The 23,116-nt window shown below is 46.4% G+C and carries 19 protein-coding genes; 10 read left to right on the top strand and 9 right to left on the bottom strand.

Going from position 1 to position 23,116, the window contains the following annotated elements; all coding sequences use genetic code 11:
- Position 1 precedes the first annotated feature (1 nt).
- From ACLWNV_RS16125 to add, 4 genes are all read right to left on the bottom strand, one after another.
- On the bottom strand, positions 2-934 hold the full coding sequence (locus tag ACLWNV_RS16125; RefSeq protein WP_413585467.1) for a S1 family peptidase: 933 nt from the start codon (positions 932-934) through the stop codon (positions 2-4).
- A 143-nt stretch (positions 935-1,077) separates the two neighbouring features.
- Positions 1,078-2,040 (bottom strand): prolyl aminopeptidase, encoded by a 963-nt coding sequence (gene pip / locus ACLWNV_RS16120; protein WP_413585466.1) that lies wholly within the window; start codon positions 2,038-2,040, stop codon positions 1,078-1,080.
- 26 nt (positions 2,041-2,066) lie between these two features.
- Positions 2,067-2,657: a DUF6624 domain-containing protein gene (locus tag ACLWNV_RS16115; RefSeq protein WP_413585465.1), complete on the bottom strand. Its 591-nt coding sequence runs from the start codon at positions 2,655-2,657 to the stop codon at positions 2,067-2,069.
- Complete coding sequence (add, locus tag ACLWNV_RS16110; RefSeq protein WP_413585464.1) at positions 2,657-3,679, bottom strand: adenosine deaminase; 1,023 nt, start codon at positions 3,677-3,679, stop codon at positions 2,657-2,659. Before add ends, ACLWNV_RS16115 begins: the two co-directional genes overlap by 1 nt.
- 37 nt (positions 3,680-3,716) lie before the next feature.
- Here add and ACLWNV_RS16105 point away from each other — a divergent pair, with 37 nt between their 5' ends.
- Together ACLWNV_RS16105 and ACLWNV_RS16100 are read left to right on the top strand one after the other, a co-directional pair.
- Complete coding sequence (locus tag ACLWNV_RS16105; protein ID WP_413585463.1) at positions 3,717-5,723, top strand: transketolase C-terminal domain-containing protein; 2,007 nt, start codon at positions 3,717-3,719, stop codon at positions 5,721-5,723.
- A gap of 163 nt (positions 5,724-5,886) precedes the next feature.
- On the top strand, positions 5,887-9,111 hold the full coding sequence (locus ACLWNV_RS16100) for an RCC1 domain-containing protein (RefSeq protein WP_413585462.1): 3,225 nt from the start codon (positions 5,887-5,889) through the stop codon (positions 9,109-9,111).
- 13 nt (positions 9,112-9,124) lie between these two features.
- Here ACLWNV_RS16100 and ACLWNV_RS16095 read toward each other — a convergent pair whose 3' ends face one another.
- Together ACLWNV_RS16095 and ACLWNV_RS16090 are read right to left on the bottom strand one after the other, a co-directional pair.
- Positions 9,125-9,943 carry a hypothetical protein gene (locus tag ACLWNV_RS16095; RefSeq protein ID WP_413585461.1) on the bottom strand — a complete coding sequence of 273 codons (819 nt, stop codon included), beginning with the start codon at positions 9,941-9,943 and terminating at the stop codon, positions 9,125-9,127.
- Complete coding sequence (locus tag ACLWNV_RS16090; protein ID WP_413585460.1) at positions 9,940-10,743, bottom strand: TIGR02147 family protein; 804 nt, start codon at positions 10,741-10,743, stop codon at positions 9,940-9,942. Before ACLWNV_RS16090 ends, ACLWNV_RS16095 begins: the two co-directional genes overlap by 4 nt.
- Before the next feature lie 171 nt (positions 10,744-10,914).
- On the opposite strand from ACLWNV_RS16090, the gene ACLWNV_RS16085 reads away from it, so the two are divergent.
- From ACLWNV_RS16085 to ACLWNV_RS16070, 4 genes are all read left to right on the top strand, one after another.
- Positions 10,915-11,976, top strand: a complete 1,062-nt coding sequence (locus ACLWNV_RS16085; protein WP_413585459.1) for an NAD(P)H-dependent flavin oxidoreductase — start codon at positions 10,915-10,917, stop codon at positions 11,974-11,976.
- Positions 11,977-12,008: 32 nt separating this feature from the next.
- Positions 12,009-13,127 carry a hypothetical protein gene (locus tag ACLWNV_RS16080; RefSeq protein ID WP_413585458.1) on the top strand — a complete coding sequence of 373 codons (1,119 nt, stop codon included), beginning with the start codon at positions 12,009-12,011 and terminating at the stop codon, positions 13,125-13,127.
- Positions 13,128-13,195: 68 nt separating this feature from the next.
- Positions 13,196-14,131 carry a Na/Pi cotransporter family protein gene (locus tag ACLWNV_RS16075; protein ID WP_413585457.1) on the top strand — a complete coding sequence of 312 codons (936 nt, stop codon included), beginning with the start codon at positions 13,196-13,198 and terminating at the stop codon, positions 14,129-14,131.
- Positions 14,132-14,347: 216 nt separating this feature from the next.
- A complete protein-coding gene (locus tag ACLWNV_RS16070; protein WP_413585456.1) occupies positions 14,348-15,853 on the top strand; it encodes a nitrous oxide reductase family maturation protein NosD in 1,506 nt (501 codons plus the stop codon).
- A 41-nt stretch (positions 15,854-15,894) separates the two neighbouring features.
- Here ACLWNV_RS16070 and ACLWNV_RS16065 read toward each other — a convergent pair whose 3' ends face one another.
- Together ACLWNV_RS16065 and ACLWNV_RS16060 are read right to left on the bottom strand one after the other, a co-directional pair.
- A complete protein-coding gene (locus tag ACLWNV_RS16065) occupies positions 15,895-16,443 on the bottom strand; it encodes a GNAT family N-acetyltransferase (protein ID WP_413585455.1) in 549 nt (182 codons plus the stop codon).
- Between the two features lie 119 nt (positions 16,444-16,562).
- Positions 16,563-18,128, bottom strand: a complete 1,566-nt coding sequence (locus ACLWNV_RS16060) for a putative glycoside hydrolase (RefSeq protein ID WP_413585454.1) — start codon at positions 18,126-18,128, stop codon at positions 16,563-16,565.
- Between the two features lie 193 nt (positions 18,129-18,321).
- On the opposite strand from ACLWNV_RS16060, the gene gloA reads away from it, so the two are divergent.
- Positions 18,322-18,846, top strand: a complete 525-nt coding sequence (gloA, locus tag ACLWNV_RS16055) for a lactoylglutathione lyase (protein WP_413585453.1) — start codon at positions 18,322-18,324, stop codon at positions 18,844-18,846.
- A gap of 177 nt (positions 18,847-19,023) precedes the next feature.
- Entirely contained in the window at positions 19,024-19,290 is a 267-nt protein-coding gene (locus ACLWNV_RS16050; protein ID WP_413585452.1) for a hypothetical protein, read from the top strand.
- Between the two features lie 82 nt (positions 19,291-19,372).
- Here ACLWNV_RS16050 and ACLWNV_RS16045 read toward each other — a convergent pair whose 3' ends face one another.
- Positions 19,373-19,846, bottom strand: coding sequence for a chemotaxis protein CheW (locus ACLWNV_RS16045; protein WP_413585451.1), 474 nt, complete (start codon positions 19,844-19,846; stop codon positions 19,373-19,375).
- A gap of 248 nt (positions 19,847-20,094) precedes the next feature.
- Here ACLWNV_RS16045 and ACLWNV_RS16040 point away from each other — a divergent pair, with 248 nt between their 5' ends.
- Together ACLWNV_RS16040 and ACLWNV_RS16035 are read left to right on the top strand one after the other, a co-directional pair.
- Entirely contained in the window at positions 20,095-22,245 is a 2,151-nt protein-coding gene (locus ACLWNV_RS16040) for a chemotaxis protein CheA (RefSeq protein ID WP_413585450.1), read from the top strand.
- Positions 22,242-23,111 (top strand): CheR family methyltransferase, encoded by an 870-nt coding sequence (locus ACLWNV_RS16035; protein ID WP_413585449.1) that lies wholly within the window; start codon positions 22,242-22,244, stop codon positions 23,109-23,111. The genes ACLWNV_RS16040 and ACLWNV_RS16035 overlap by 4 nt, the downstream gene beginning before the upstream one ends.
- The last annotated feature ends 5 nt before the right edge of the window (positions 23,112-23,116 follow it).

Raw genomic sequence — 23,116 nt, 5'->3', positions numbered from 1 at the left:
GTTATTTTCCAACTTGCTCTTGAAGTTTTCCGGCAGCCAGATTTAACCACTCACGGAAAAATGAAACATTGGCGTAAATGGAATTCACACTGCAGTCGGTGATTTTGGAATTTGCCGAACGATTGGCAACACCCCACAGATACAGCTGGCCATTTTTTAAAACAAATCCCGGACCGCCGGAATCACCGTGGCAGGTGGCACCGCTGTCAGATGTGATTTCGATTTCAGAGCTGGAATAACGGCTGTCCACAATTTGTGAAGTTCCCTGGCGAAGTGTGCCGGTACCTTCCATTTTGATTTCCATGCAGTTTTCAAGTTTCATTGAATCCTGGCAGACCACCTGGCCATTTTGAATTGCGCCGATTAAATCCGGATAAGTGTTTACGTCAACTTGCTGAGTGATGATTCGGTTCGCACCAAATCCCGCAATGATGACTTTTTGATTGTCGAACAGATCTTCATTCGTCAGCAAATTCGTGACTGGAGCATAGCCATTCGGAACGGTGCCCTCGAATTTAACCAAAGCGATATCACCGGTATCAGTATCAAGATGAGTTTCACTTCCCCACCAGGCAGTGACAGCAGTTGCCAATCCTTTGCGACTGACCGTCGTGATATTTCTAGCTGTCATGACATTGCCGAAGATGACGGTAACGGTGACATTTTGAGAGTCAGCCACGCAGTGGGCGGCCGTAAGAATCAGATTTCCTTTTAACAAAGTACCGCTGCAAATTTCCTGATCACCATTGTGTTTGTTTTCAATCAAAAGACCGACAACGTGTTTTGCAACGAGGTCTTTTGCGGTGACGGTTTTCCCACCAATAATTGCAGAGTCATTTTTGTTTCGTGAAATCAGTGGAGCGTCGAGTGGAGTGCAGGCACTTATTGTGCAACCGAGAGCCAGATACAAGAATGGATTCTGTAGCAACCCCAAATTTTTCCCCCAGGAAAAGGCACCTTTTTGATTGATGCGTTGAGTTATATAACCTGAAGTAACCGCAATTTGGAAGGCGCAATTTAGGGGAGGGAAACAATTTCTTGGCAGGGTGAATGTAAAAAATTCACCCTGCCCAAGGCTTAAAACGATTTACAAGCGTCTGTGGCTTCAATCAGAGCGGATCTGGTGCCCGGTTCTGCAGCGGCATGGCCGGAATCCGCAATAATTTGGAATTTGGCTTCAGGCCAGGCTTTATGAAGTTCCCAAGCAGAAGTCGCTGGGCAAACCACATCGTAACGACCCTGAACGATCCAAGCTGGAATGTTGCGGATCTTATTTACGTTTTCCAGAATCCAGTTGTTCGTTTCAAAGAAGGCGTTGTTCGTGAAGTAGTGGCACTCAATGCGCGCGAAACTCAATGCGGAATCCGGGTCATCGAATTCTTCGATCGCGTGTGCATCAATATAAAGGCGAGACGTTGCAGCTTCCCACTTGCTCCAGGCTTTTGCGGCTTCCAAACGCACGTCGCGATTTTCGTGAGTCAGGCGTTTATAGTAAGCAGTCACCATGTCATGACGTTCGTTTTCTGGAATTACTTTTAGATACTCGTCCCAAACATCCGGGAAGATTTGCGATGCGCCCTCTTGATAGAACCATTTAATTTCTGAAGGACGGCACATAAAGATGCCACGCAAAACCAAAGATTTAACACGTTCCGGATGTTTGATTGCGTAAGTCAAAGCCAGTGTTGAACCCCAGCTGCCGCCGAACACAACCCATTTATCGATCTTAAGGTGTTCGCGAATTTTTTCTGTATCGGAAACCAAATCCCATGTGGTGTTTTCGCGAAGTTCCGCGCAAGGCGTGGATTGGCCCGAGCCACGCTGATCAAAAAGGATGATGCGATAAGTTTTTGGATCAAAGAAACGACGGTGATCAGGAGAAACTCCACCACCGGGACCGCCGTGAAGGAAAACGATGGGCTTGCCTGCAGGATTTCCAACTTCTTCGTAGTAAAGATTGTGAATCTCAGAAACTTTTAAAAAGCCTTTATTATACGGTTCAATCGCGGGATAAAATTCGCGAAGATTTTGTTTTTCCATTTGTAGGTTCCTTTGTATCTAGAGGTCTAAACTGTACGCCAACCGACCTTATGAGTCCACGCCACAAATTCTTCGTGACGCTTTTTGGGATCGGCGGGATGAAATTCTTCAAGGGGACTTAGCACCAGGCTTTCCAGCGGGGAAAGTCCCACTTCGGCCCGGCGGGAATTCAGATTGTCGGGATCTTCGACATCGGTGACTCGCAAAATTCCGTTGTCGTCCCAATCTGAATTGGTTCCATAGACTTGCTTACGGCCTTCATAAAAACGAATGCGGTCGATTAACATAGCCACATATTGTTTGGGAATTTGATTGGAAGGAAGTAAGTCAGTTGCAATGACTTCCATGGCGCGCATGAACTCGGGCCAGCTGATAGAATGCAGGATCAGTCTCATTGCCGCGATGGCAGCGTCATTTCCGACTTTGTCGATTGTTGGAAATCCGTGCAGATCAATCAGCTCTTTCAAATGTTCGGCGTGTTTTAGGTGAACTTTCTCCATCACCGGAGAGTAGCCCTGAAATAACTCGCCAGTTGCGGCGAGGGCTTCTCGCACCGCCTGATCTTCACGCATCATGTGCATCAATTCTTCTGAAAATTCCTGCCAGTTGGTGCTCATTAGAAGAAGTCTTTCCTGAATTTGTTTTTCTCGATCTCGGGAATAAAGCTTGCTTCAAAAGCGATTTGATTACAGCGTTTGAAGTCTTCAACCCCGAATGAATGAGTTCGATGCAAAACCTCATAGTCATCACTTAAGGTTGTTGCGAAAATGCCCGGATCGTCTGAATTCACTGTAACCAAAACTCCGGCGTTTAGAAGCTGACGGATCGGGTGGTCTTCGTAGGTTTTAAACGACTGAGTCAGATAATTACTGATCGGGCAGACCTCCAGCGGAATGCGGCGATCGCGGATGAAATTTAAAATCTCAGGGTTGCGCACGATTTGAATACCATGACCGATACGTTCCGCCCCCAAAATTTCGACCGAATCTTTCACCCACATTGCTGCCAGGTCATTTGGTGTTTCACCGGAATGAACCGTGATGTGCAGCCCGGCCTTTTTGGCTTTTTGAAACAGGGGAGCAAAGACTTTTGGATCAAAGCCCTCTTCGTTGTCAGCCAGATCCAGTGCGACAAAGGTGTCTTTGTTGGCAATTGCGAAATCCACAACTTTTTCCGCAACAGCAAAGGGTTTTATTCTTTGCACGATGCAAATCAAACCCACCGCAATGGCAAAGTTTTTCTGCGCCATTTGAACGCCCTTAACCAGCGCCTGGTGAATGGAGTCAAAGGTCAGATTCGAGTGCCCCTCTGCAATGAAAGTAGGCGCATAACGCAGTTCAAGAAGGCGGATGCCGTCGTTATAAGCGTCTTCGCAAGCTTCGTAAGCAATCCGGGTCAGTATTTCCTCGCTGGCCAAAACCTTTTGTGCATTAAGAAACTTTTTAAGCACACTCCCTAAGTCATTCATGGGTTCTGTGATTAAAAACTGATCTTTTTGACCTTGAGAAGTGGGAGCCAAAGGTATTCCCACTCGCGGGGCCAGTTCCACCAGCGTACTCCAACGCACCGAGCAGTCTAAATGGCGGTGGAGTTCCACTTTTAAAAGATCGCGAATGTTATGTGCATAGAGCTTTTGCATTTGAAGTTCCCCTGCTGTGGAAGTAGAACATTATTCTATGACTGAACCTATTCAAATCAAATCAAAATTGGCTGGCAACCCGACTCAAGAACCTCAATTCAAAAGCTTTGTTAAAAGCAAGGACGGCAGATCTATTCCTGTAGCTGATCCTCGCTCGACGCGCGCGCTTGTGTCCTTGATGGACATGAATGCGGTGCTGGGTGGCGCAGCTTCCCACTACGGCGGTCCTGCAGCGTTTGCAGAGTTGATGTCGGCAATGCATGGACATGTTTTTGACGTTGCTCAACGCGAGAACAAGCCTTGGTACGAATTGTTTCACGTCGTTAATGATGCTGGTCACTGCGAAAACGGTTTGTATGCTTTGAAAGCAAACTACCAAATGGCGGGTTTGAATCTGAACAGCCTTAAAAAATTCCGCTCAATCGAAAGTGGATTGACGGGTCACGGTGAAGTTCACTGCTTTCCTGAAGGTGTTTTTGTTTCCAACGGTCCATTGGGTTCCGCGTTCCCACAAACTCAAGGTTTGGCGATGGGCGAGGCGATCTCTGGAAAAAACCGTGTGACGATCACTGCGATCTCTGACGGGGCAAGCATGGAGGGTGAAGCGCGTGAATCTTTCGCGGCGATCCCTGGTCTGGCTGCAACTGGTAAAATGGGTCCTTACGTGATGGTTATCAGCGATAACAACACGAAACTTTCCGGCCGTATTGATAATGAATCTTTCTCGATGTCACATACATTTGCGGCTTTGAGAACGATGGGTTGGGATGTGATTTCATTGCCTGAAGGCAATGACCTGCAGAAATGTTACGACGCTATCGTAACTGCAGTGGAAAAAGCGAAAGCCAATCCAAAAGTTCCTGTGGCGATTCATGCAAAAACAGTAAAAGGTATCGGCACCAAGAAAACGGCAGAATCAGCAAGCGGTGGTCACGGTTTCCCTTTGAAAAGTCCTTCCGAACTTCCAGCATTCCTTTCTGAAATTTACAATGGCGAGGCGTTGCCAGCGGTTTACAACACTTGGATTGAAGAGCTGAACAAATGGGAAGCAGACATCAAAGCCAATGCTGTAAAAGACACGGGCGAGAAAATTCAAACAGGAATTTCTTCGGCGATGATTCGCGCACGTAAAGCGGGCTTGCCTGTTCTAAGTGTGACTTCGGATCTTCCAGGTTCCACAGGTGTGGCGGGCTTCAGAAAAGAATTCCCAGGGGATTCTTTCGACGTGGGTGTTGCTGAATCCAACATGGTTTCCACGGCGGCTGGTTTGTCTAAATTGGGTTACATCCCGGTTGTCGACACGTTCGCGCAATTCGGTGTTACAAAAGGCGCATTGCCACTGACAATGGGTGCATTGTCTGAGGCTCCAGTGATCTGCGTGTTCTCTCACACAGGTTTCCAGGATGCGGCTGACGGAGCTTCACATCAGGCTCTTAGCTACATGGCGATGGTTTCCTCTATCCCGCACGTGGATGTTTACTCGTTGTCTTGCAGCGAGGAAGCGGATCAGGTGATGTTCACTGTGATTGAAAACTTTGCTAAAGACCGCAAGGCTGGAAAAGTACCAAACAGTGCTGTTTTCTTCCTGGGTCGTGAAAACTTCCCGAAATCATATGTCGCCGGTGCGAAGTATGATCTGAAAAAAGCGCAAATCCTGGCTGATACGACGGCAGGTAAATCTAAATCCGTAACTATCGCAACAACGGGTTCCTTGGTGCCGCAAGCTTTGGAAGCTTCCAAAACTTTGGAAGCTCAAGGCATCGGTTCTGTGGTTGTAAACTGCGTGAACGTAAATCACGTGGATGTTGAGACGTTCAAATCTGTTTTGGCAAAAACCGGGGGACGTATGGTGACTGCTGAAGATCATCAAGTCATCGGCGGATTCGGCCAAATGCTTTGCCACGCTCTATTGCAGGCGCAAGTGGATTTCAAAGTGAAGTCCCTGGGCGTGCACGGTGAATTTGGTCAAAGCTCTTACACAGCTCTTGAGCTATACAAAAAACACAAAGTCGACGCATCAGCGATCGTGGCAGCAGCGAAATAGGTGCCAGGTTAAGGGGAGGCCAACGCTTCCCCTTTTTCTTTTTCATGAGTTCATGAATATTTATCGCCATACAATCAGCGGTTCACTCGCTTTTGCGCTTTTGTTTATCTAATGCGAGTCTATTTTAATTTACCTGGCAGCAGAGCATACCGATCAATCTGTCATGAACGTAATGGTATGTATCGCCCTATCTCTATTGCTTTGCTCGTGCACGTTGAGTTTGGAATTATTGGATCATTCATCTTCCAGTACCGAAATTGACGTGGGCCCGGTGAAACTTGAGCTTGAAGGACCCACTCCTGCAAAAGGGAATTCAGAATCTAATTTCGTCTGGACATTGAAGTATTCGGGAACTCGCTCGATTGATTTGAAAGACAGCCACGTCACTCTTAAAGGCAGTGATACCTCTGGATGTACCATGACTCTGGGTGGTTCTGGATCGACTCGTACTGTGACTGTGACCGGATGTTCTGGTGACGGAACGGTGGGTATTGATGTTGCCGCAAATACAGCAATTGATTCCCAGGGAAATCTTGCAGAGGCTCCTGCATCCGATGATCAAGCCATGGTTAGCAGTGCGGTTCCCACTCAGGTATTTACAGCACCTTCAAGTTTACAGGTTTACAACGACATCGCTCCGTTAAGTCATTTTTGGAAGGCCACTTTTGCTGGTGTTACAGAGATTCCTCTAAAATCTTCGGATGTAGTTTTAAGTGGCGATACCCAAGGCTGCAACGTCGCAGTTGCAGAGGTTCACAATGATCCGCTTTCACGATTCATCTCTTTAACGAATTGTGAAAAATCCAGCGGCACAGTGACTATGTCGCTACCGAAAGGTTCGGGTAAGAATGATTATGGAACCGGAACGATCGCTAATACGGCGGTATCAGTGACCCTGAATAACAAGCGCCTGGTTTCCTGGAAATATCCTTCAGTGGTATTAGAGTACAGTGCAGGTACAAGCCCGCAATCCTTGGAGATAACATTGAGTGATGCGCTGTCGGAGGATCTGGTCATCGACTATGCTCCCAGCGCAGTAACGACTGCTCAACACAATCTGGCACGCGGTCAGGTGACAATTCCCGCAGGACAAAGAAGTGCCACCATTTCATATGAGACTTATGGTTCCGGAGACGGTAAAAGCAAATTCATAAACGTAGCATTGCAGGGTGCTGTTACCGCGTCTGGAAAGTCAGTTGCGGTTCTTGAACAAGTAGCTCGTCGTACAATTAAAGGCTCTGACACAAGCGACGATAGCTATGCTCAAGTTGCTATCAGTCAGTATCACGCATGTGCAATTGTAAAAAACAGTGGCGAGCTCCGTTGTTGGGGAAAAAACTCCGACGGACAACTGGGTGATAACACAACCACCGATCGTAAAAAGTCGGTGGTGGTGGATGCAGGTGTTGCTTATGAATCCGTAGCTGCGGGTGGAGATGCAACCTGTGCCATTGTTAAAGGCACAGGTAAGTTAAAGTGCTGGGGTTATGGTGGCTCGGGTCAGTTAGGTCAGGGAGTTGATATCTATAGATCCACTGTGCCTGTTGATGTCGACACGGTTCCCTATAAAAAAGTTGTTATCGGTTACGCTCATACCTGCGGAATTCTGAAGGACACCGAAGAGGTAAAATGTTGGGGGCAAAATTCCTATGGCCAATTGGGAAGAGGAAACTATACCGAATCTAAAGGCCCTGTTGCCATTGACACTGGTGTTGCTTACGAGAACATCACGGCAGGTTGGTACTTTAACTGTGGAACTGTAAAGGCAAGTGGAGCGCTGAAATGCTGGGGCGCCAATTACTATGGTCATTCCGGTCTTGATAGCAGTACCTCATACGTCCTGACTCCGACGATTGCAGACAGTGGTAAGGCATATAAAGCCGTTGCTGCGGGTTCCGATCATGCTTGTGGCATTCTAACAACGGGTGCGCTGAAATGCTGGGGATACAATGGATCGCAGGGTGGGGACGGAACTTACTCTAGCAGTAATATAAAGCCCACGGTTATTGATATCGGAGTAAGTTACGAGAAGATCGTAACCGGGGACTATTTTTCCTGCGCGAAAGTGCAGAGCTCAGACCAATGGAAGTGCTGGGGCCAGAATGTAACTCGTTATCCTGACGGCTCTAAAGCCTACGGCGTAAGCCCAGTACCCTTGAAGACAAACACGGCTTTTGAAAGTTTAGCTTTAAGCAGTTTCGGATGTGGAATCATTAAAACCTCCGGCGAAATTCGTTGTTGGGGGGATAATGGTTACGGACAGATTGGTGATGGTACTTCCACGAGCGGCGGATATCCTATTCAGCTGACTCCGGTTGTGACTGATCTTGGTGAGAGCTATGAATCAATTGCTTCAGATTCCCTTTTCAATTGTGGCATCGTGAAAGGGACCGGAGTTGTTAAGTGCTGGGGCTCATCGACCAATGCTATGGGGGATGGAATCGGGGCCTTAAGCAGAACGGCGCCAATAGCCGTCGATGGCAACGTCCGTTATAGAAAAATTTCGGTTTCCTCCGGTCATGCCTGCGGCATCGTTAAAGATACAGATGCACTAAGATGCTGGGGAAATAACTCCTATGGACAGTTGGGAGTGGGAGCTACACCTACTTCTTCAAACGTCGCATTGAACGTTGATGTTGGTGTTGCTTATGAAACCATTTCTGTGGGTGATAATCATACCTGTGGAATTGTGAAAACAACGGGCGAGCTTAAATGCTGGGGCCAGAACAGTTATTCAGCCGTCGGAAAATCTTCCGGTACTGCGAAGTACGTCTTGCCGGAAAAGTTAGATGCAGCCGCCTACAGTGCCGTGAGTGCGGGTTATCGCTCAACTTGTGCAATCGTGAAAACGACAGGTGTTTTGAAATGTTGGGGCAAGGCTTTTACTACAACCTCAGTGACGTTGCCTACAGTTATTGATACCGGAGTTAGCTATCAAGCGGTCAGCGTCAGCAGCGGCAGTGCGAATCATGCCTGCGGAATACTGACGACAGGTCGGGTGAAGTGCTGGGGTACGGGAACCTCAGGTCAATTGGGTGCTGGAACTTTGACGACTGTAACCACGCCTGCATTGGTGGCGGACACGGATTTGTATTCAGGTATTAATGTGAAAGGCACGTTCAGTTGCGGTCTTATTGCGACGACGGGTGTGCTGAAATGTTGGGGTAACAACGGGAACGGACAATTGGGCTTGGGTGACACGGTCACCAGAAATTCGCCAACTGTTGTTCAAAGTGGAATCTCGTTTGCAGCAATCAGCCCGGGATCCAATCATGCATGCGCTATTGTTGGCGCTACAGGGACTTTACAGTGCTGGGGGACTAACGGCATGGGCTCCCTAGGAATGGGAGCCGCAACCAGCTACGTGACGCCAGTGTTGGCGCCATGACGAATTTGAAGATTTAGAAAGCGGAGTTTGCGCAGCCGTTCTGCCACTTAGCAATAACAATGCACTGGTACAGGTAATCGGATGGAATGCAAACCAGGCTTTTGATGAAATAGATTTCCGCTATTCCATTCGGGCTCGTCATTTCAACTCCTAGTTTTCTAAGGAGTGACAACAAAACTTCACTCTCAGCATTTGAATCAATAGGATTTGGAAATTGGCTTTTGCAGGTTGTGGCTTTTTTCCATGGCTCCGAGGAGCACTGCAGGTTTTCCACTGAAGTAGGGGAAATACTTTTGTCGTTTCTGTTTTGCATCAGAAAATACATCGTGAATGCATCCATTCCTGTCACGTATCTCGCTTCAGTACAGCTTTCGTTGTACTTCAAAGAACGGATCTTTTGATCTCTTTTAAATAATGCTTTAGAAACTGCATAACCAGGATCCGGTATGCTCGCTAAACCAAGAAGCTCGTGAAGAACGATCTGGCGTCTTTTGTCTTTCGCAAGAAAAGTCCAGGTGCGGGAATTAAGCTCCAGACGATTTTCCTGGGGGTAGTTAATAACATCTACGATGCTGCCATTAAGCCTTAACCCAGTGTCAACCACTGTGATTACTGTAGATTTGAACATTTCTTTCAAAGCCACAAGGTCAATCGGCTGCCCCAGGTAGAAAAACGGGCTTTCTGGAATTAGATTTTCGAAAAGATCGTCAGCCAGTTCATGAAATTCAGCCGCAGATCCGTTGCCTCCACCACGGGTTCCAAAGGATGTATCGTCGGCTGCGAAAGAAACAAATCCAGTCAAGGTTAGAACGAAGAATAAGATGTATTTCATGATTGAACCTCGTTGATACGGAACAATTGAATTCCAAGGTGGTACACGTTCTTTTTATCTTTTTGGTTGCCGGCCAGGCGGACAATTTTTGCAAAGCACTCTTCCAGAATGTCATTGGCTTTTTGCAGATCAGTTTCATTAAAAGCAAACGTTTCGGAGCCCACGAATTTCTCGTGGTTGCCTTGAGTTTCAAGGGAAGTAATCGCCTTGCCCAGCATCTGCGAGTGAAAGTGGCGAAGCGCTTTATTGGGAATAGGTGATGAGGTGACGATCGTGCTTTTGCTGGCGCGCCAAACACCATTTTCATCCTGCTTAAGAAGTTCCAGACGACGAAGGCGCTCCAGGGCTTTCGTGACTTTCGCTTTGGTAATTCCCAGATGTTTTGCAATCGCCTCGTCGCTAAGATCAGGCTGAGTGGTGTGAGTCATCTGTAAGATAGGAACGTGGTACCACTCGGCGATCATATTGAAGATATCAACGTCCAGTTGCTGATCCTGACTTCGCGGCGTCAGGGCCATGATTTTTTCCTGCAGAAAAGATCTGGCATCATCAGTTTTGGCACCTTCGAATTGCACCAAAGTGACAAAGTATTCTGTTTTCTTTTTATCGAATTTTAACGCCTTAGAGATATCAAGGGCACTTTTTGGCGAAAGATTGCGTTTTCCATTAAGGATCGCTGAAAGCATAGAGGCTGAGATTTTAAGCTGCAATGCCATGGCTCTAAGTGAGTAGTTACTATTGCTAGCAATCCGCTTGGCAAGCTCTTCTTTTAACAGTTCTCTATAGGATAACTTAAGCATAAGATCGTGTTTAATAGCATAGGATTCCAGGTGTTTCTACGCGAGTGGCTTTTTTTTCATGCACAGACGTGCACACCAATTGTGAGCCGTTATTTATAATTTAGCCTATTAGATCCAATACGTTCGTTCTGATCAGGTTGAGTTTGATTTTGAAAATGCTATAACCACTGTATGAGAAATCGTAGCAGCTCGTTGTCACAGTTTTTCGCCTCAAACCTTCCATTGATTCTGGCGCCTATGGCTGGCGGTCCGACCACTCCGAAATTGGTCGCGGAAGTTTGCAATGTTGGGGGCTTGGGTTCCTTGGCGGCGCCTTATTTAAAGCCCACAGAAATTGAAAAACAAACTGCAGCCATTAGACAACTTACGAACAAACCCTTCGCTATCAATCTTTTTGCGCCTTCGGTGGATCCGATTCTCTCAGATGCACAGATAACAAAAGCTCTGAAGCAAACTCGGCCATATCGTCAGCAGTTTGCTCTTTCCGATCCTCAGGTTATTCCACCTTTTTCTGAAAACTATAACGAACAGTTTACAACGGTGATGAAACTTAAGCCTGCCGTGCTTAGCTTTACTTTCGGTCTTTTACCGCAAGAACATATCGATCAGGCCCGCTCTGCAGGTATTTACGTGATCGGTACTGCCACGACTCTAGCAGAAGCTCAACAGCTGGAGGCCGCTCACGTTGACGCTATTGTTTTGCAAGGAACTGAAGCGGGCGGTCATCGTGGTATTTTTGATATTAACGCTTCAGAACCCGGTATAGGAACAATGGATTTGATTCAGCAATGTGCTGCAAAAATCCAAGTTCCATTGATCGCAGCTGGCGGCTTGATGAATGGAGCCGACATTGCAAAAGCCTTGGAGGCCGGTGCCGATGCCGTTCAAATGGGAACAGCTTTCCTGCTATGCGAGGAAGCCGGTACGTCGCGTCCTTATCGTGAACAATTGGCGAAGTCTCGAGGTAGTGATACGGAGCTCACACGCGCGTTTTCAGGCAGAATTGCCCGCGGAATCAAGAATCGCTTTATGAGCGAGATGCAAGAGCACCCGGATGCCATCTTACCTTTCCCAGCACAAAATGTTTTCAGCCGTGATTTACGCAAGGCCAGTGCAGATAATAGCAGCCCTGACTTCATATCTTTGTGGGCTGGTACAGGAGTTTCCCAAATTCGTGAAATGAAAGCCGCCGAATTAGTGAAGGTTCTTGGCGAGGAACTTAGAAAGCACTAGTAATAAATTTATTTTCGTTTTCTAATATTTGAATGAAGCTTGTTGTATCTATCCTTTTACTTCTTCTAAGCCTTACCGCGTTTGCTAAAGAGTCCGATTGGGCCACGCCGGCAAAAGGCTATCCCCCAATGGATAAGTCCAAGAATCCCGATGAAAAGTTTATTCCGAATGTAATTTCACAAGATACCTTGGGGATCTGCTACGCATCTGCGGCAGCCACGCTTATAAATTTCGAACAATGCAAGTGGAAGAATGTGGATTGCAAGAAACAGCCGGATTCGGAATTGATATCTCAATTGGGAATTGCAAGGTATGGGTCAGACAACGATCCGAATAGTTTCGCTAAGCTTGATGACAGTTTTGAAAAGCTTGAAGAAGGTGGAACCCCCGCAATAGTTTTAAATCGTATCACACGCGGAATGTATCGCCTTCCCTCAGAAGAGTGTGTTTCCCTCGAGAAAATTATGTCTAAAGATGTTATTAAATCTGAGGGCGGTGGTGCCACACGAGCTCAACAACAGGTTTGGTTGGATTTTAAAGAACACTACTTAGCTTATAAAAAAGCCAAGAAAGAGGGTTGTGCTCAGTGTGCCTCCGATGTGTATGCAAGAGCACTAGACAATGTCTCTACGAACCTGGCACTTGAAGATGATCCAGTAAATGTTGATCGGGTAAACCAAGCCCGCTTATTAACTGCCTTCGGTAAAGAAACTTTCGACGAAGCCCTTAACACTCTTCTTTATCCTAAAAAATGCGGTGATAAAGATAACGGAATTAAATATGCAGGTCGTAGCACTGAGACATTTCAGTTTCCCAATGTTGAAAAACGGCCTACGACAAAAGAAATGAATGAAAAAATCGTTTCTATTCTGGAGACGAAACAGCCAGCTATCTTAGAGGGTATTTGTATTGAGGATTGCGATACCGAAAAGCCCGGAATTCACGCTGTGGCGATTGTTGGATATCGTAAAGTCTGTAACAAGAACAAATGCCGATACGCTTACAAGATTCAAAACTCAGCTGGCAAACGCTGGCAGGAGTTGAACAATGACGGCTGGGTTGAAGGCGAGAACTTGTTAAAAAATGCACCCGAAGCCCAGGTTACGTGGATCGGGCCGTGGAAAACTCGCACACTAAAGTTTGATAAATAGATATTAAACGGTCTGAGAAAACAGCCAATACCTTGTCCTCATTCGTTTAACTCAGTATATTCATCGACATGCAGCAGATTCTTCAGCATCAACAAGTTCTTTTTTCTATTCTCAGCGCAATCATTTTGTTTCTTTATGGATTAAGCGCTTTCAGTGCTGAACTTAAACAATCAGCCGGGGATAAACTCGAAGCGGTGATGCGTAAGCTGACAGCGAATCGTATGACTTCCTTTTTTGTTGGTTTAGTTTCTACTGCCGTCATTCAATCCAGCACCGCCGTTTCAACGCTTGCGGTTTCTTTAATCGATGGTGGAGTTCTGACGTTCCAGGGAGCGATCGCAATCATGCTGGGCTCCTACGTAGGGACGACGCTGACGGCCTGGATGGTGTCCTTTAAACTCACAGGTATTGGTCCGTTTTTCATTGTGCTTGGGGCTGTCATTGGACTTCTCCCATGGAGAATGAAAATGTTCGGTAAAGCCCTCTTTTATTTTGGCTTTATATTTTTTAGTTTGGATCTAATCAGCGATTCCTTGCAGCCATTAAAACAATCCCAATACCTGGCAGATTTCCTGCTTTATACCAACACACCTTTTAAAGGTATTTTGGTGGGGATTCTATTAACCGCGATTATGCAATCAAGCACGGTGGTCACGGGACTTGCGATTATCTTCGTCCAGCAGGGGATGCTGACGCCGGAAGCTTCTATACCCGTGGTTCTTGGGGCTAATATCGGTACGACAATCACCGGACTTTATGCGACCTTAAATATGAATCACACGGCTAAGAAAGCCGCTTGGTGCAACTCGATCATAAATATTTTGGGTGTCATGCTGCTTTACCCGTTCATGAGTCCCTTCACGCAAATGGTTTTGGAGCTTGCTCCGAACGAATCGCTGGTGGTCGCAATGGCTCATCTGGCTTTCAATGTGTGTTTGGTGACCGTCTTTTTGATTTTCTTAAAACCGTTTGTGCGAGTTATAGATCGCGTGTTCGGTGTTTGACGCCAAACTTTGCTGCTCACGCATCAAGACTCTTCCCGCAAATGTTCTATAAGTGCAGCCTTCAACTCGGCAACAAAGCTTCATTGATTAAAAAGTTCAAATCTTTTTCGCCAAACCAATGTAATTACACAACTGTTTATTTGTAAAATTGACGATAATTTTCCGCCTCAATGATGATTTCCTGATTCGCAACATGACAACAACAGGAGAAAAATCATGCTGAAGGTCCCTATTTTATTATCAACACTTTTACTTTCCAGTGCTGCTTTCGCGGCGACGATTAATATCGAGCCTTGCTCCGGCGGTGGAAATTGTTCGGTTTTGAATGATGCGATTGCAGCAGCTTCGCCGGGTGATACCATTGAAATGGATCCAGGGGTGTACACCGTCACTGAACAGATAACAGTGGATAAATCCCTGACTATTCGCGGCCGTGGCGCTGTTATCAGCACGGCGACGGGTATTATGATCTCAGGAAATGATGTGAATCTTGAAGATCTGACTATCAGAGACTCAACCAGCTATGGTGTATGGATCTTGCCAAATGTAAGCGGCACAGTTCTTCGCAATAACGAAATTGTGAATAATACGACGGGTATCAATTTAGGCGGGGTCAACACCAGTATCGTAAATAATACGATTTCTAATAATAATAACGGTGATCCAAGTTTCTACGGTTATGGAATTTACACAGATGAATCAGCCGGCGGAAAAATGAGGGACGTAAGAATCGTCGGTAACTCATTTGTTAATAACAATAGCACGGATATTGGTATTAATATTTCCAGTGCTGCCATGGCCGTTGAAGATTTGCGTATCGCCGATAACACCTTTTCGCAAGGTGGACGTGCTATCTATCTAATTAATGCACACAACGTGCGCATAACGAACAATACAATCAGAAACCTGGGAGCACCTTTGGGCGGTAAAGAAAGTACTGCTATCGGTCTTTGGGGCGGAAACATTGGCGTAATTGTTACAGGCAACATAATGGAAGATGGCGCGAAATACGGCGTCTATGTTCAAGACATGGGCGGCGGTACGAATCGCGAGATCAACGTCAATCGCAATCACATCACTGGGTCTGCAACAGCAGGTCTCTATGTTGAAGGCGGCGCAACTCCAGCGACTTTCAGTGCAACTTGCAATTGGTGGGGAGCCGCTTCTGGTCCTCGCAATGAAGCCTTCAACAGAGCTGGTCGCGGTGATGCCGTTACTGGTAAAATCACAGGTCCACAATTCGATCCTTGGTTAAGAACTGCAAACTTGGATGGCGATTGTGCAAATAGCGTATTGCCAGGTAATGGCTTTGCGGGAATTTGGGAAAACCGTGCATCCAGATCTTGTATTGCGATCTCAGCTGATGAAAGCAAAGCTGCTTCCTATAGAAAATGCGGTCCGTTCAATTGTCAAAAAAGAGAAGGTCTGTTTACTTCCTACGAAAACGTAGCGACTCCTCGCGGAGACGTGGTGAAAGCTTTTGGCTTCATTAACTACTTCAATCCAGCAAAGGTGGATCAGGAAGTTGAGTTGATCAGTAATTCCCGTATGAGAGTGAACAACATGGGCAGAACAAAAGATGCTCGTCCATCACATTCATTGATCTACAATAAAGTGGAAAGATGCCAGTGGGGCTTTAAATGGCCATGGCCGAAGCCACCGCATCCACGTCCAAAACCTCCTGCACCACAACCTCCAACGCCAAGTAATGCAGATGCATAAGTAAGAAAAATCCCCTGCCCATTCGGGTGGGGGATTTTTGGCTACCAAGTGCCGACTATTTCGAATCCTTTTTTCTTGTACCACGTCGCAGGCCAATCATCTGGGCGGGCCTTTAAGCAAAGTGCCTGCAAACCAAGTTTGCGAGCTTCAAATTCCACCAGAGTCAATAGCTCATTGCCAAAGCCATTTCCCTTTTGATCAGGATGAATCTCGACATTCTGTAGGCGACCGATTTTAACTCCACCGAAATCAAACGGGATTAACCCAATTTCACCGACAAAATCTTCCGGAGCTGCTTCAAGCAGATACCATTTTGCATCAAGTATGTTCTGACAGTGACGGGCAAAGTCCAAAGACTCCTGAGCTTCCTTGGAATAGTCTTCAGAGTAAGCTTCGTAACTTAAACGAAGATCATACAATTCCATAAAATCCGAGGTAGACCGAACTTCATGCAACTTCAGTTTGGGGTGACCATCGCCAGAGGAAATATCTTTCCACATTGCGACTGCGCCAGGACGAGTTCCTCGAGGAGGATCGTAAAGTCCTTGAATCATACTTTCAGTTTGTTTAACCAGATCGAATTTGTTCATATCTATGTTCCTGTATCAAAAGAAACAGCCTACTATCAATCTGGATGCATGCGAAATAAAAAATCCCGGAAGGCAGCTGCCATTCCGGGAGTGGGTCATTTTCTAGTTCTATCTAAAATCTATTTCTTGCTTCCAGCATCCGCGCTGCTCATGTCAGACTCAGCCCATTTTCCATATTTGAAGAATGAACCGCCTCGAATTTGAGGGTAACGTGTTTCCAGCGTTTTATAGATCTGCTGAAACTCACTGATCGACCAGTAGTAGTTGTAAGCTGGGATTACTTTTTTAGTAATTCCAACTTCTTTAACCAGGTCAGAGATAACACTGTCATACACCCAGTTCAGCTGATAACCCCAGTCATCGTAATAGGCCATTGGACTGAAGAAATCCAAGTGCTGTGCCAGTCGCTTCGCACTTTGCGCACATTCGATGAATTCTGGTGGCAAGGTATAAGAGCCCAATGGTACAGGTTGTACGGCCTGCACGGCAGCTCTTACTCGTCCTGCATAGTCAGCGACCTTTTGCATACGGTACTCATTCCACTGAGTCCTTTTTGTGGAGTTTTGAGAAAAATTAATTGTCGCGGGGTCATAGCCATAGATCGCCTGGAAGTCCGCGCGAGTTCTATCGCTCATATCCATATTCCAGTTATCAAAACGCAACCAGTCGATCGCAACCGAGTCCACTTTGTACATGGAAAGGAATTCGCGAATGATCGAGATTTGATAATCCTGAACTTCCGGGTTGATAGGATTTACGAAATATTCTGGACTGTTTGGATCACTACCTTGGAAAGGAACGATTTTTCCGTTTACCAAAGCTTTCATTGCCCAGTCAGGATTTTTGCGTGCGGCTACCTGGTCATGGAATTGGGGAATCCATGCTTTCACACGAATACCGCGCTTGGCGGCTTCGGCTATGATCGTACCGATCACGTCAAAGGTTTTGTAAACTGATGCAACAGGCGCAATTTTACTATTGTAGAAAACTGTTCCTGAAGGAACGTTTTCATCTTCGTCCTGTTTAATAGAAACAGAAACGATATTAAAACCGTTTCTTTTGGCCATATCTAAAAACTTCACGACATCGTCGGCTTTAGAAAAGTTCGCAATAGTGCGAACGACCAATTCACGCTCGTCCGTATATCTTGTTGGATCTTTCGGTGGCGTTGTCGGTGTTGGAGTCACCGTCGGGGACGGAGACGGGGACGGAGAAGGTGATGGGCTCACTGTCGGAGATGGGGAAGGAGTCGGTGTCGGAGTTGTCGTAACTCCGTCTTCGATAACCAGATAATCGATCATCACCCATTTTGTATTCTTAGAAACTATACGAAGCGTATGATTGCCTTTTCGAAGGTTTGAGATTTCAAACATTTTGTAGTTGTAGCGCTCGACCGAGCTGCTAACGCTGACTGTTTTGCGGGAGACTCCATCCACGATAAATTCAAGCTGCCCACCATTCGGCCCTTGCCAACCATAAACGGCGACAGCAGTTCCATTGAAAGTGTATTGCCCATAACCGTTACGATTGTGAGTGCCGTGGGCAATCAGCTTATAGGCATCATCATCTGCGTAAGACCCGATGCGATACCAGGTCCACCCCTTATCGGAGTCGTCGACTTTAATAGTTGCAGCGCTTGCCAAATTTGTGGCCAGCAGAATTCCAAGGAATGGTTTTAGGAACATCTTTTCCCCCTTTAAATATTATTCCTCACAATTTTCGGAAGACAGGATGGGAAAGTGAAGTGAGTCTCAACACAGTTCGTTCACCAGACAAAATGGAATGGAAACGTGTGTATTTTCAATCTGTAAATTGGAACAGTTGGGATGACATTTAGCTGATCTGTGCTATAGGTATTTGCATTCGTTGTACTATCACATGGAGATCCTCATGACAGATAATATTCCTGGCCTGTGCCAAACCCCAGACGCAGAAACAAAAAAATACGTTTTCAATCACACCATGCTGCGAGTGAAAGATCCCAAAGCCTCATTGGATTTTTACACTCGTGTCTTAGGCATGAAGCTTGTGCGCAAACTTGATTTTGCAGAGTGGAAGTTTTCGTTGTTTTTCCTGGCTTACGTTCCAGAGGGCACAACTGTTCCGACAGAAAATGAAGCGAACGCGAAGTACACTTTTGGTCGTGAAGCAGTGCTGGAGCTAACGCACAACTGGGGCACTGAAGAGCAGGAAGCAACTCCTTATCACAACGGCAATTCCGAGCCTCGCGGTTTCGGCCATATTTGTGTAACGGTGCCGGATATTAAATCGGCTTGTGAGCGTTTTGAAAAACTGGGCGTGAACTTTCAAAAACGCCTGGGTGAGGGTGGGATGAAAAACATCGCATTCATCAAGGATCCAGACAACTATTGGATCGAAATCGTTCAGGCAGGGTTGTTGTAGGACTTAGTCCACTTTTTCCGAAGAGGCGTCTTATTTGCCTGATTGACGGGCATTAAGGCCCGCTAAACCCCTGTATTTTTTGTAAAAGGGTGCTTCTGCTTCTGAAAAAATGGAGTTTTCCACCGTTGTCCGGTACTTTCCCGCTGAATATACAACTCAACATACTTAGGAGATTGAATGAAAGCGATTATCTGTGCTTTGGCTTTGGTAGGTCTTACTTCTCAGGCTCATGCAGACATCTACAACTTGTCTTGTGGTCAATTGGCTGATGCAAAAGCTAGCGTTCGTGAAGGCATCGCTGATGTTAACGCGAAAATCAAAGACGCTCGTAACGGTGATGCAGTTGCATTCCTAAAAAGCGAAAGAGCTCAATTGGCAAACGCTTTGGTTCGTATCAACGCGGAAATCCAAGACCGTTGCATGGGTGACGATTACAACGACTAATTTCGTTGTTGCGCAAAATCCAAAAGAAAAAGGCACTGATAAGTCAGTGCCTTTTTTATTTTTAAGACTGTAACGAAGCCGATTAAGCAGCTTCAGCGAAATTGGCCATTTGGCCCATTTGATCTGAAGAGAACGCAGCAACGATATCCACCAGGATAACGACTCTGTTGTCCACTTTACCCATACCGCGCACAAAGTGCATGGAGCTTTGATTGCCCAGAACCGGAGATGGTTCGATTTGGTTATCTTCCAAATCCACAACTTCCTTAACTGAGTCTACGATCATGCCCACTTGACCGATTTCAGTGTCGATCACGATGATGCAAGTGTCGCGTGTTTTATCTTGTGCATCCATTCCAAATTTCACACGCAAGTTAACAACTGGAATGATTTTTCCACGCAAATTCATGACACCCTTAACATATTCAGGCGTGCGTGGAACCGGAGTGATTTCACCAAACTGGTTGATCTCGCGAACAGTTTCGATCGCAACACCATATTGCTCTGACATCAACTGGAACGTCAGATACTGACCAGCCTTTGCTTTCGTAGACATTTCACTCATAGTTATGGCCTTTCAAATTTAGTAGCTCCCTACTATTCGCCTAAATCGGGGAACTACTTAAGGTCCTGTTAAAAATTATTGTTAATTCGTGTTTTCGTCTCAGTTTGATCCGGCCGCTGGCCCTATGACTAAAACCCTAAATCAGGGCCCTTCTCTGGACCTTCGCCGGAATAGCAAAAGTGCTAAGTTGCCGATAATCCAAGCGAATAGATTTACCATGTTTCCATTGGAGAGAAATAATGAGCGACGATAATGCATTCTTTGAAGAACTGCAGATGGATTTTCTTAATGAGTCCTTGTTCATGTTTGAACAGTACGAAGAATCCATGATGAAGTTAGAAAACAGCGATGATCCTGCAAAGGATCTGACAGATATTTTTCGTGTTGCCCACTCGGTAAAAGGTGGTGCTGCAGCAGTAGGGCTTACTGAACTCTCCAAATTCGCCCACGTTGCAGAGGACCTTTTGGATCTTCTTCGCTCGAAACCGGAACTGGTAAATTCCAATGTTATTTCTTTGCTTTTGCAAGCTGGCGACGAATTGAAAAACCGCATTTCACTGTTGCAACAAGGTCAGGATGGTCCCTGGGATCCATCGGCGTTGGTAAAACAATTGGTGGAAGTGACAGAAGGCCTTTCCGGCAAAAAATCCTCTCACACGAAAGCAGCAGAGGCCGCAGCAAAAGCGGCAGCACCGGCAGCTCAAGCAGCGAGTGAAGAGAAAATCGCAATCCCTGATGATTTCTTCGAGCACGTTGATGCAGCAGCTGCACTGCCTGTAGAACCTGAAATGGTCATTCCAGAGCCAGCAGAAGACGTGACCAATCACGACTTGCTAGCAGAGTTGTTGTCACAACTTTCTCCGGAAGACCGCGCTGAATTTGAAGCCAAAGAAGCTGCAGAAAAAGCAGAGCAGGAACTGATTAACGAACTTGAAGCAGCAGCGATTGAAATTCCGCAGGAAGTTGAAACTCCAGCGGTTGCGGCAGCTCCAGTTGCACCAGTTGTGGCAGCAGGTCCGTCGGTTTCTCCAGCAGCTACAGCGTCTCCAGAGCCTGTAGTTGAAACTCCAAAATTGAAAGTGGTTGCCGAAACCAAAGCTCCGGCCTCCTCTGAGGGTGGCGGCACAGGTGGTGGCGGTTCCAAAACTCCGGCGAAAAACCAAAACAGCACAATCAAAGTGGATACAGGACGCGTGGATTCAGTTCTGGATGCAGTTGGTGAGCTGGTGGTTTTGAAAAATCAGTTAGTTCATGACGAAACCGTGCGCAGTGGTGAAAACCTTCGTTTGGAAGCAATCGTTGATCAGTTGGACAAGGCAGTGCGCGAGCTTTACGAAAAGACTCTAAGCATTCGCATGACTCCGCTGAAATCCATGTTCATTAAAATTCAGCGTATCGTTCGTGACGTGTCTTTGACTTTGGATAAACCCGTTGATCTGCAATTGATCGGCGAGGAGACTGAGGTTGAAAGAACCGTTTTTGAACTATTGGGCGACCCTTTGGTTCACTTGGTCAGAAATTCCATGGACCACGGTGTGGAGAAGAAAGAAGTTCGTCAGGAGCGCGGCAAGCCTGCAGTGGCGAAAGTGACGGTCTCTGCAAAACAAAATGGTGGTAACGTTATCATCGAGATCATCGATGATGGTGGCGGTATCAATCGCGAAAAAGTTCTAAGCAAAGCCATTGAAAAAGGCTTCGTTCCAAAAGGTGTGGACCCATCAACAATTCCTGATGAGTCCGTGTTCCAGTATATTTTCTATCCGGGCTTTTCAACGGCTGATAAGATTTCAGATCTTTCCGGTCGTGGTGTGGGCTTGGACGTGGTTAAATCCAACCTTGATAAAATCAATGGTAAGATCAACATCATGTCCAAAGCCGGTCAGGGCACGACATTCCGTCTGACGATTCCGCTTAGCACGGCGATCACTGACGGTATCATCGTTTCTTTGGATGGCTCCCGTTACATTTTGCCGATTCATTCCATCCGCGAAATCGTACGAGTTCTGCCAAAGGACTACACAAATATTTCCAATGCCGGCAAGGTTGCAAACATCCGTGGCTTGCTATTGCCAGTGATCGATGTGTCCCGCACATTGGGCACATTGAATCAAACGATCACGGGTGCAGAATCCGTGAAGAAAGACAGTTTGAGTTCACGTCGCGAAGAAACAATGCTGGTGGTGATCGAGTCGGTGACCGGCCAAATGGCATTCCCGGTTGACGATGTTCTGGGTCAGGCTCAGGTGGTGGTTAAACCTATCGTTACTGGTTTTGATATTCCGGAAATTGCAGGTGCTGCAATTCTTGGTGATGGTCGCACGGTTCTTATCCTTGAGCCGGGTGCTTTGCTGCAGTCAGTTTCCAAATCCTCTGAAATGGCGGCAGCATGAGCGCATTGAAAAAAACTGACCCGACAAGTGCGCTTTATGAGTTTGAAGATATTCAGCTCACAGAGAAGATGTTTACCAAGTTTGCCAAGCGCATGTATGACCTTGCGGGAGTGGATTTGCCATTTTCGCCAAAGAATCATGCCCTGATCCGCAATCGTATTGTCAAATTGTTGCGTCGCCATGGCTTGAAATCCTACGAGCAGTATTGGGACATGGTCGAGCACGGAAATCAGCAGATTGTTTCTGAATTTATTTCTGCGCTAACGACGAACATGACTTCTTTCTATCGCGAATCGAATCACTTCGATTTCCTGGCGCAACATCTGCCGGAACTTTATAAAAAGTTCGGTGCGGATGTTCGCATGTGGTGTGCAGCGGCCAGCACAGGTCAAGAGCCCTACACAATCGCGATCACAGCTCAAGAGGTGATGCAGCAGGTGACGGGTATGAAAGCCCGCTTGCTTGCTACAGACATCGATCTTCAGGTTCTGAAGAAAGCCTCCAGTGGAGCTTACGAAGAGCGTGAAATGCAGGGACTTCCTCCTGCCACACGTCTGAAATATTTTGATAGAATGAAAAAAGGCGAAACTGAATATTGGAGAGCCAAAGACAGTATTCACGACATGATTCGCTTTGCTCCGTTTAATTTGATGAGTCCCAAGTACGAATTTCAGCACAAGTTTCACGTTATCTTTTGCCGTAACGTGCTGATTTACTTTGACGAGGAAACGACCAAAAAAGTCGTCGACAGTCTGACTTCGTGTCTGGCACCAGGAGGCTATCTGATCCTGGGTCATTCGGAATCAGGTAATATCAAGCACACTCAACTGAAGCCGCTTTCACGCGCGGTTTATCAGAAGCTATAGAGGGA

The sequence above is a fragment of the Bdellovibrio sp. HCB274 genome (assembly GCF_047306075.1).
Lineage (GTDB): Bacteria > Bdellovibrionota > Bdellovibrionia > Bdellovibrionales > Bdellovibrionaceae > Bdellovibrio.
Note: the sequence above shows the minus strand (reverse complement) of the source record. Positions and strands in the feature narration are given on the sequence as shown.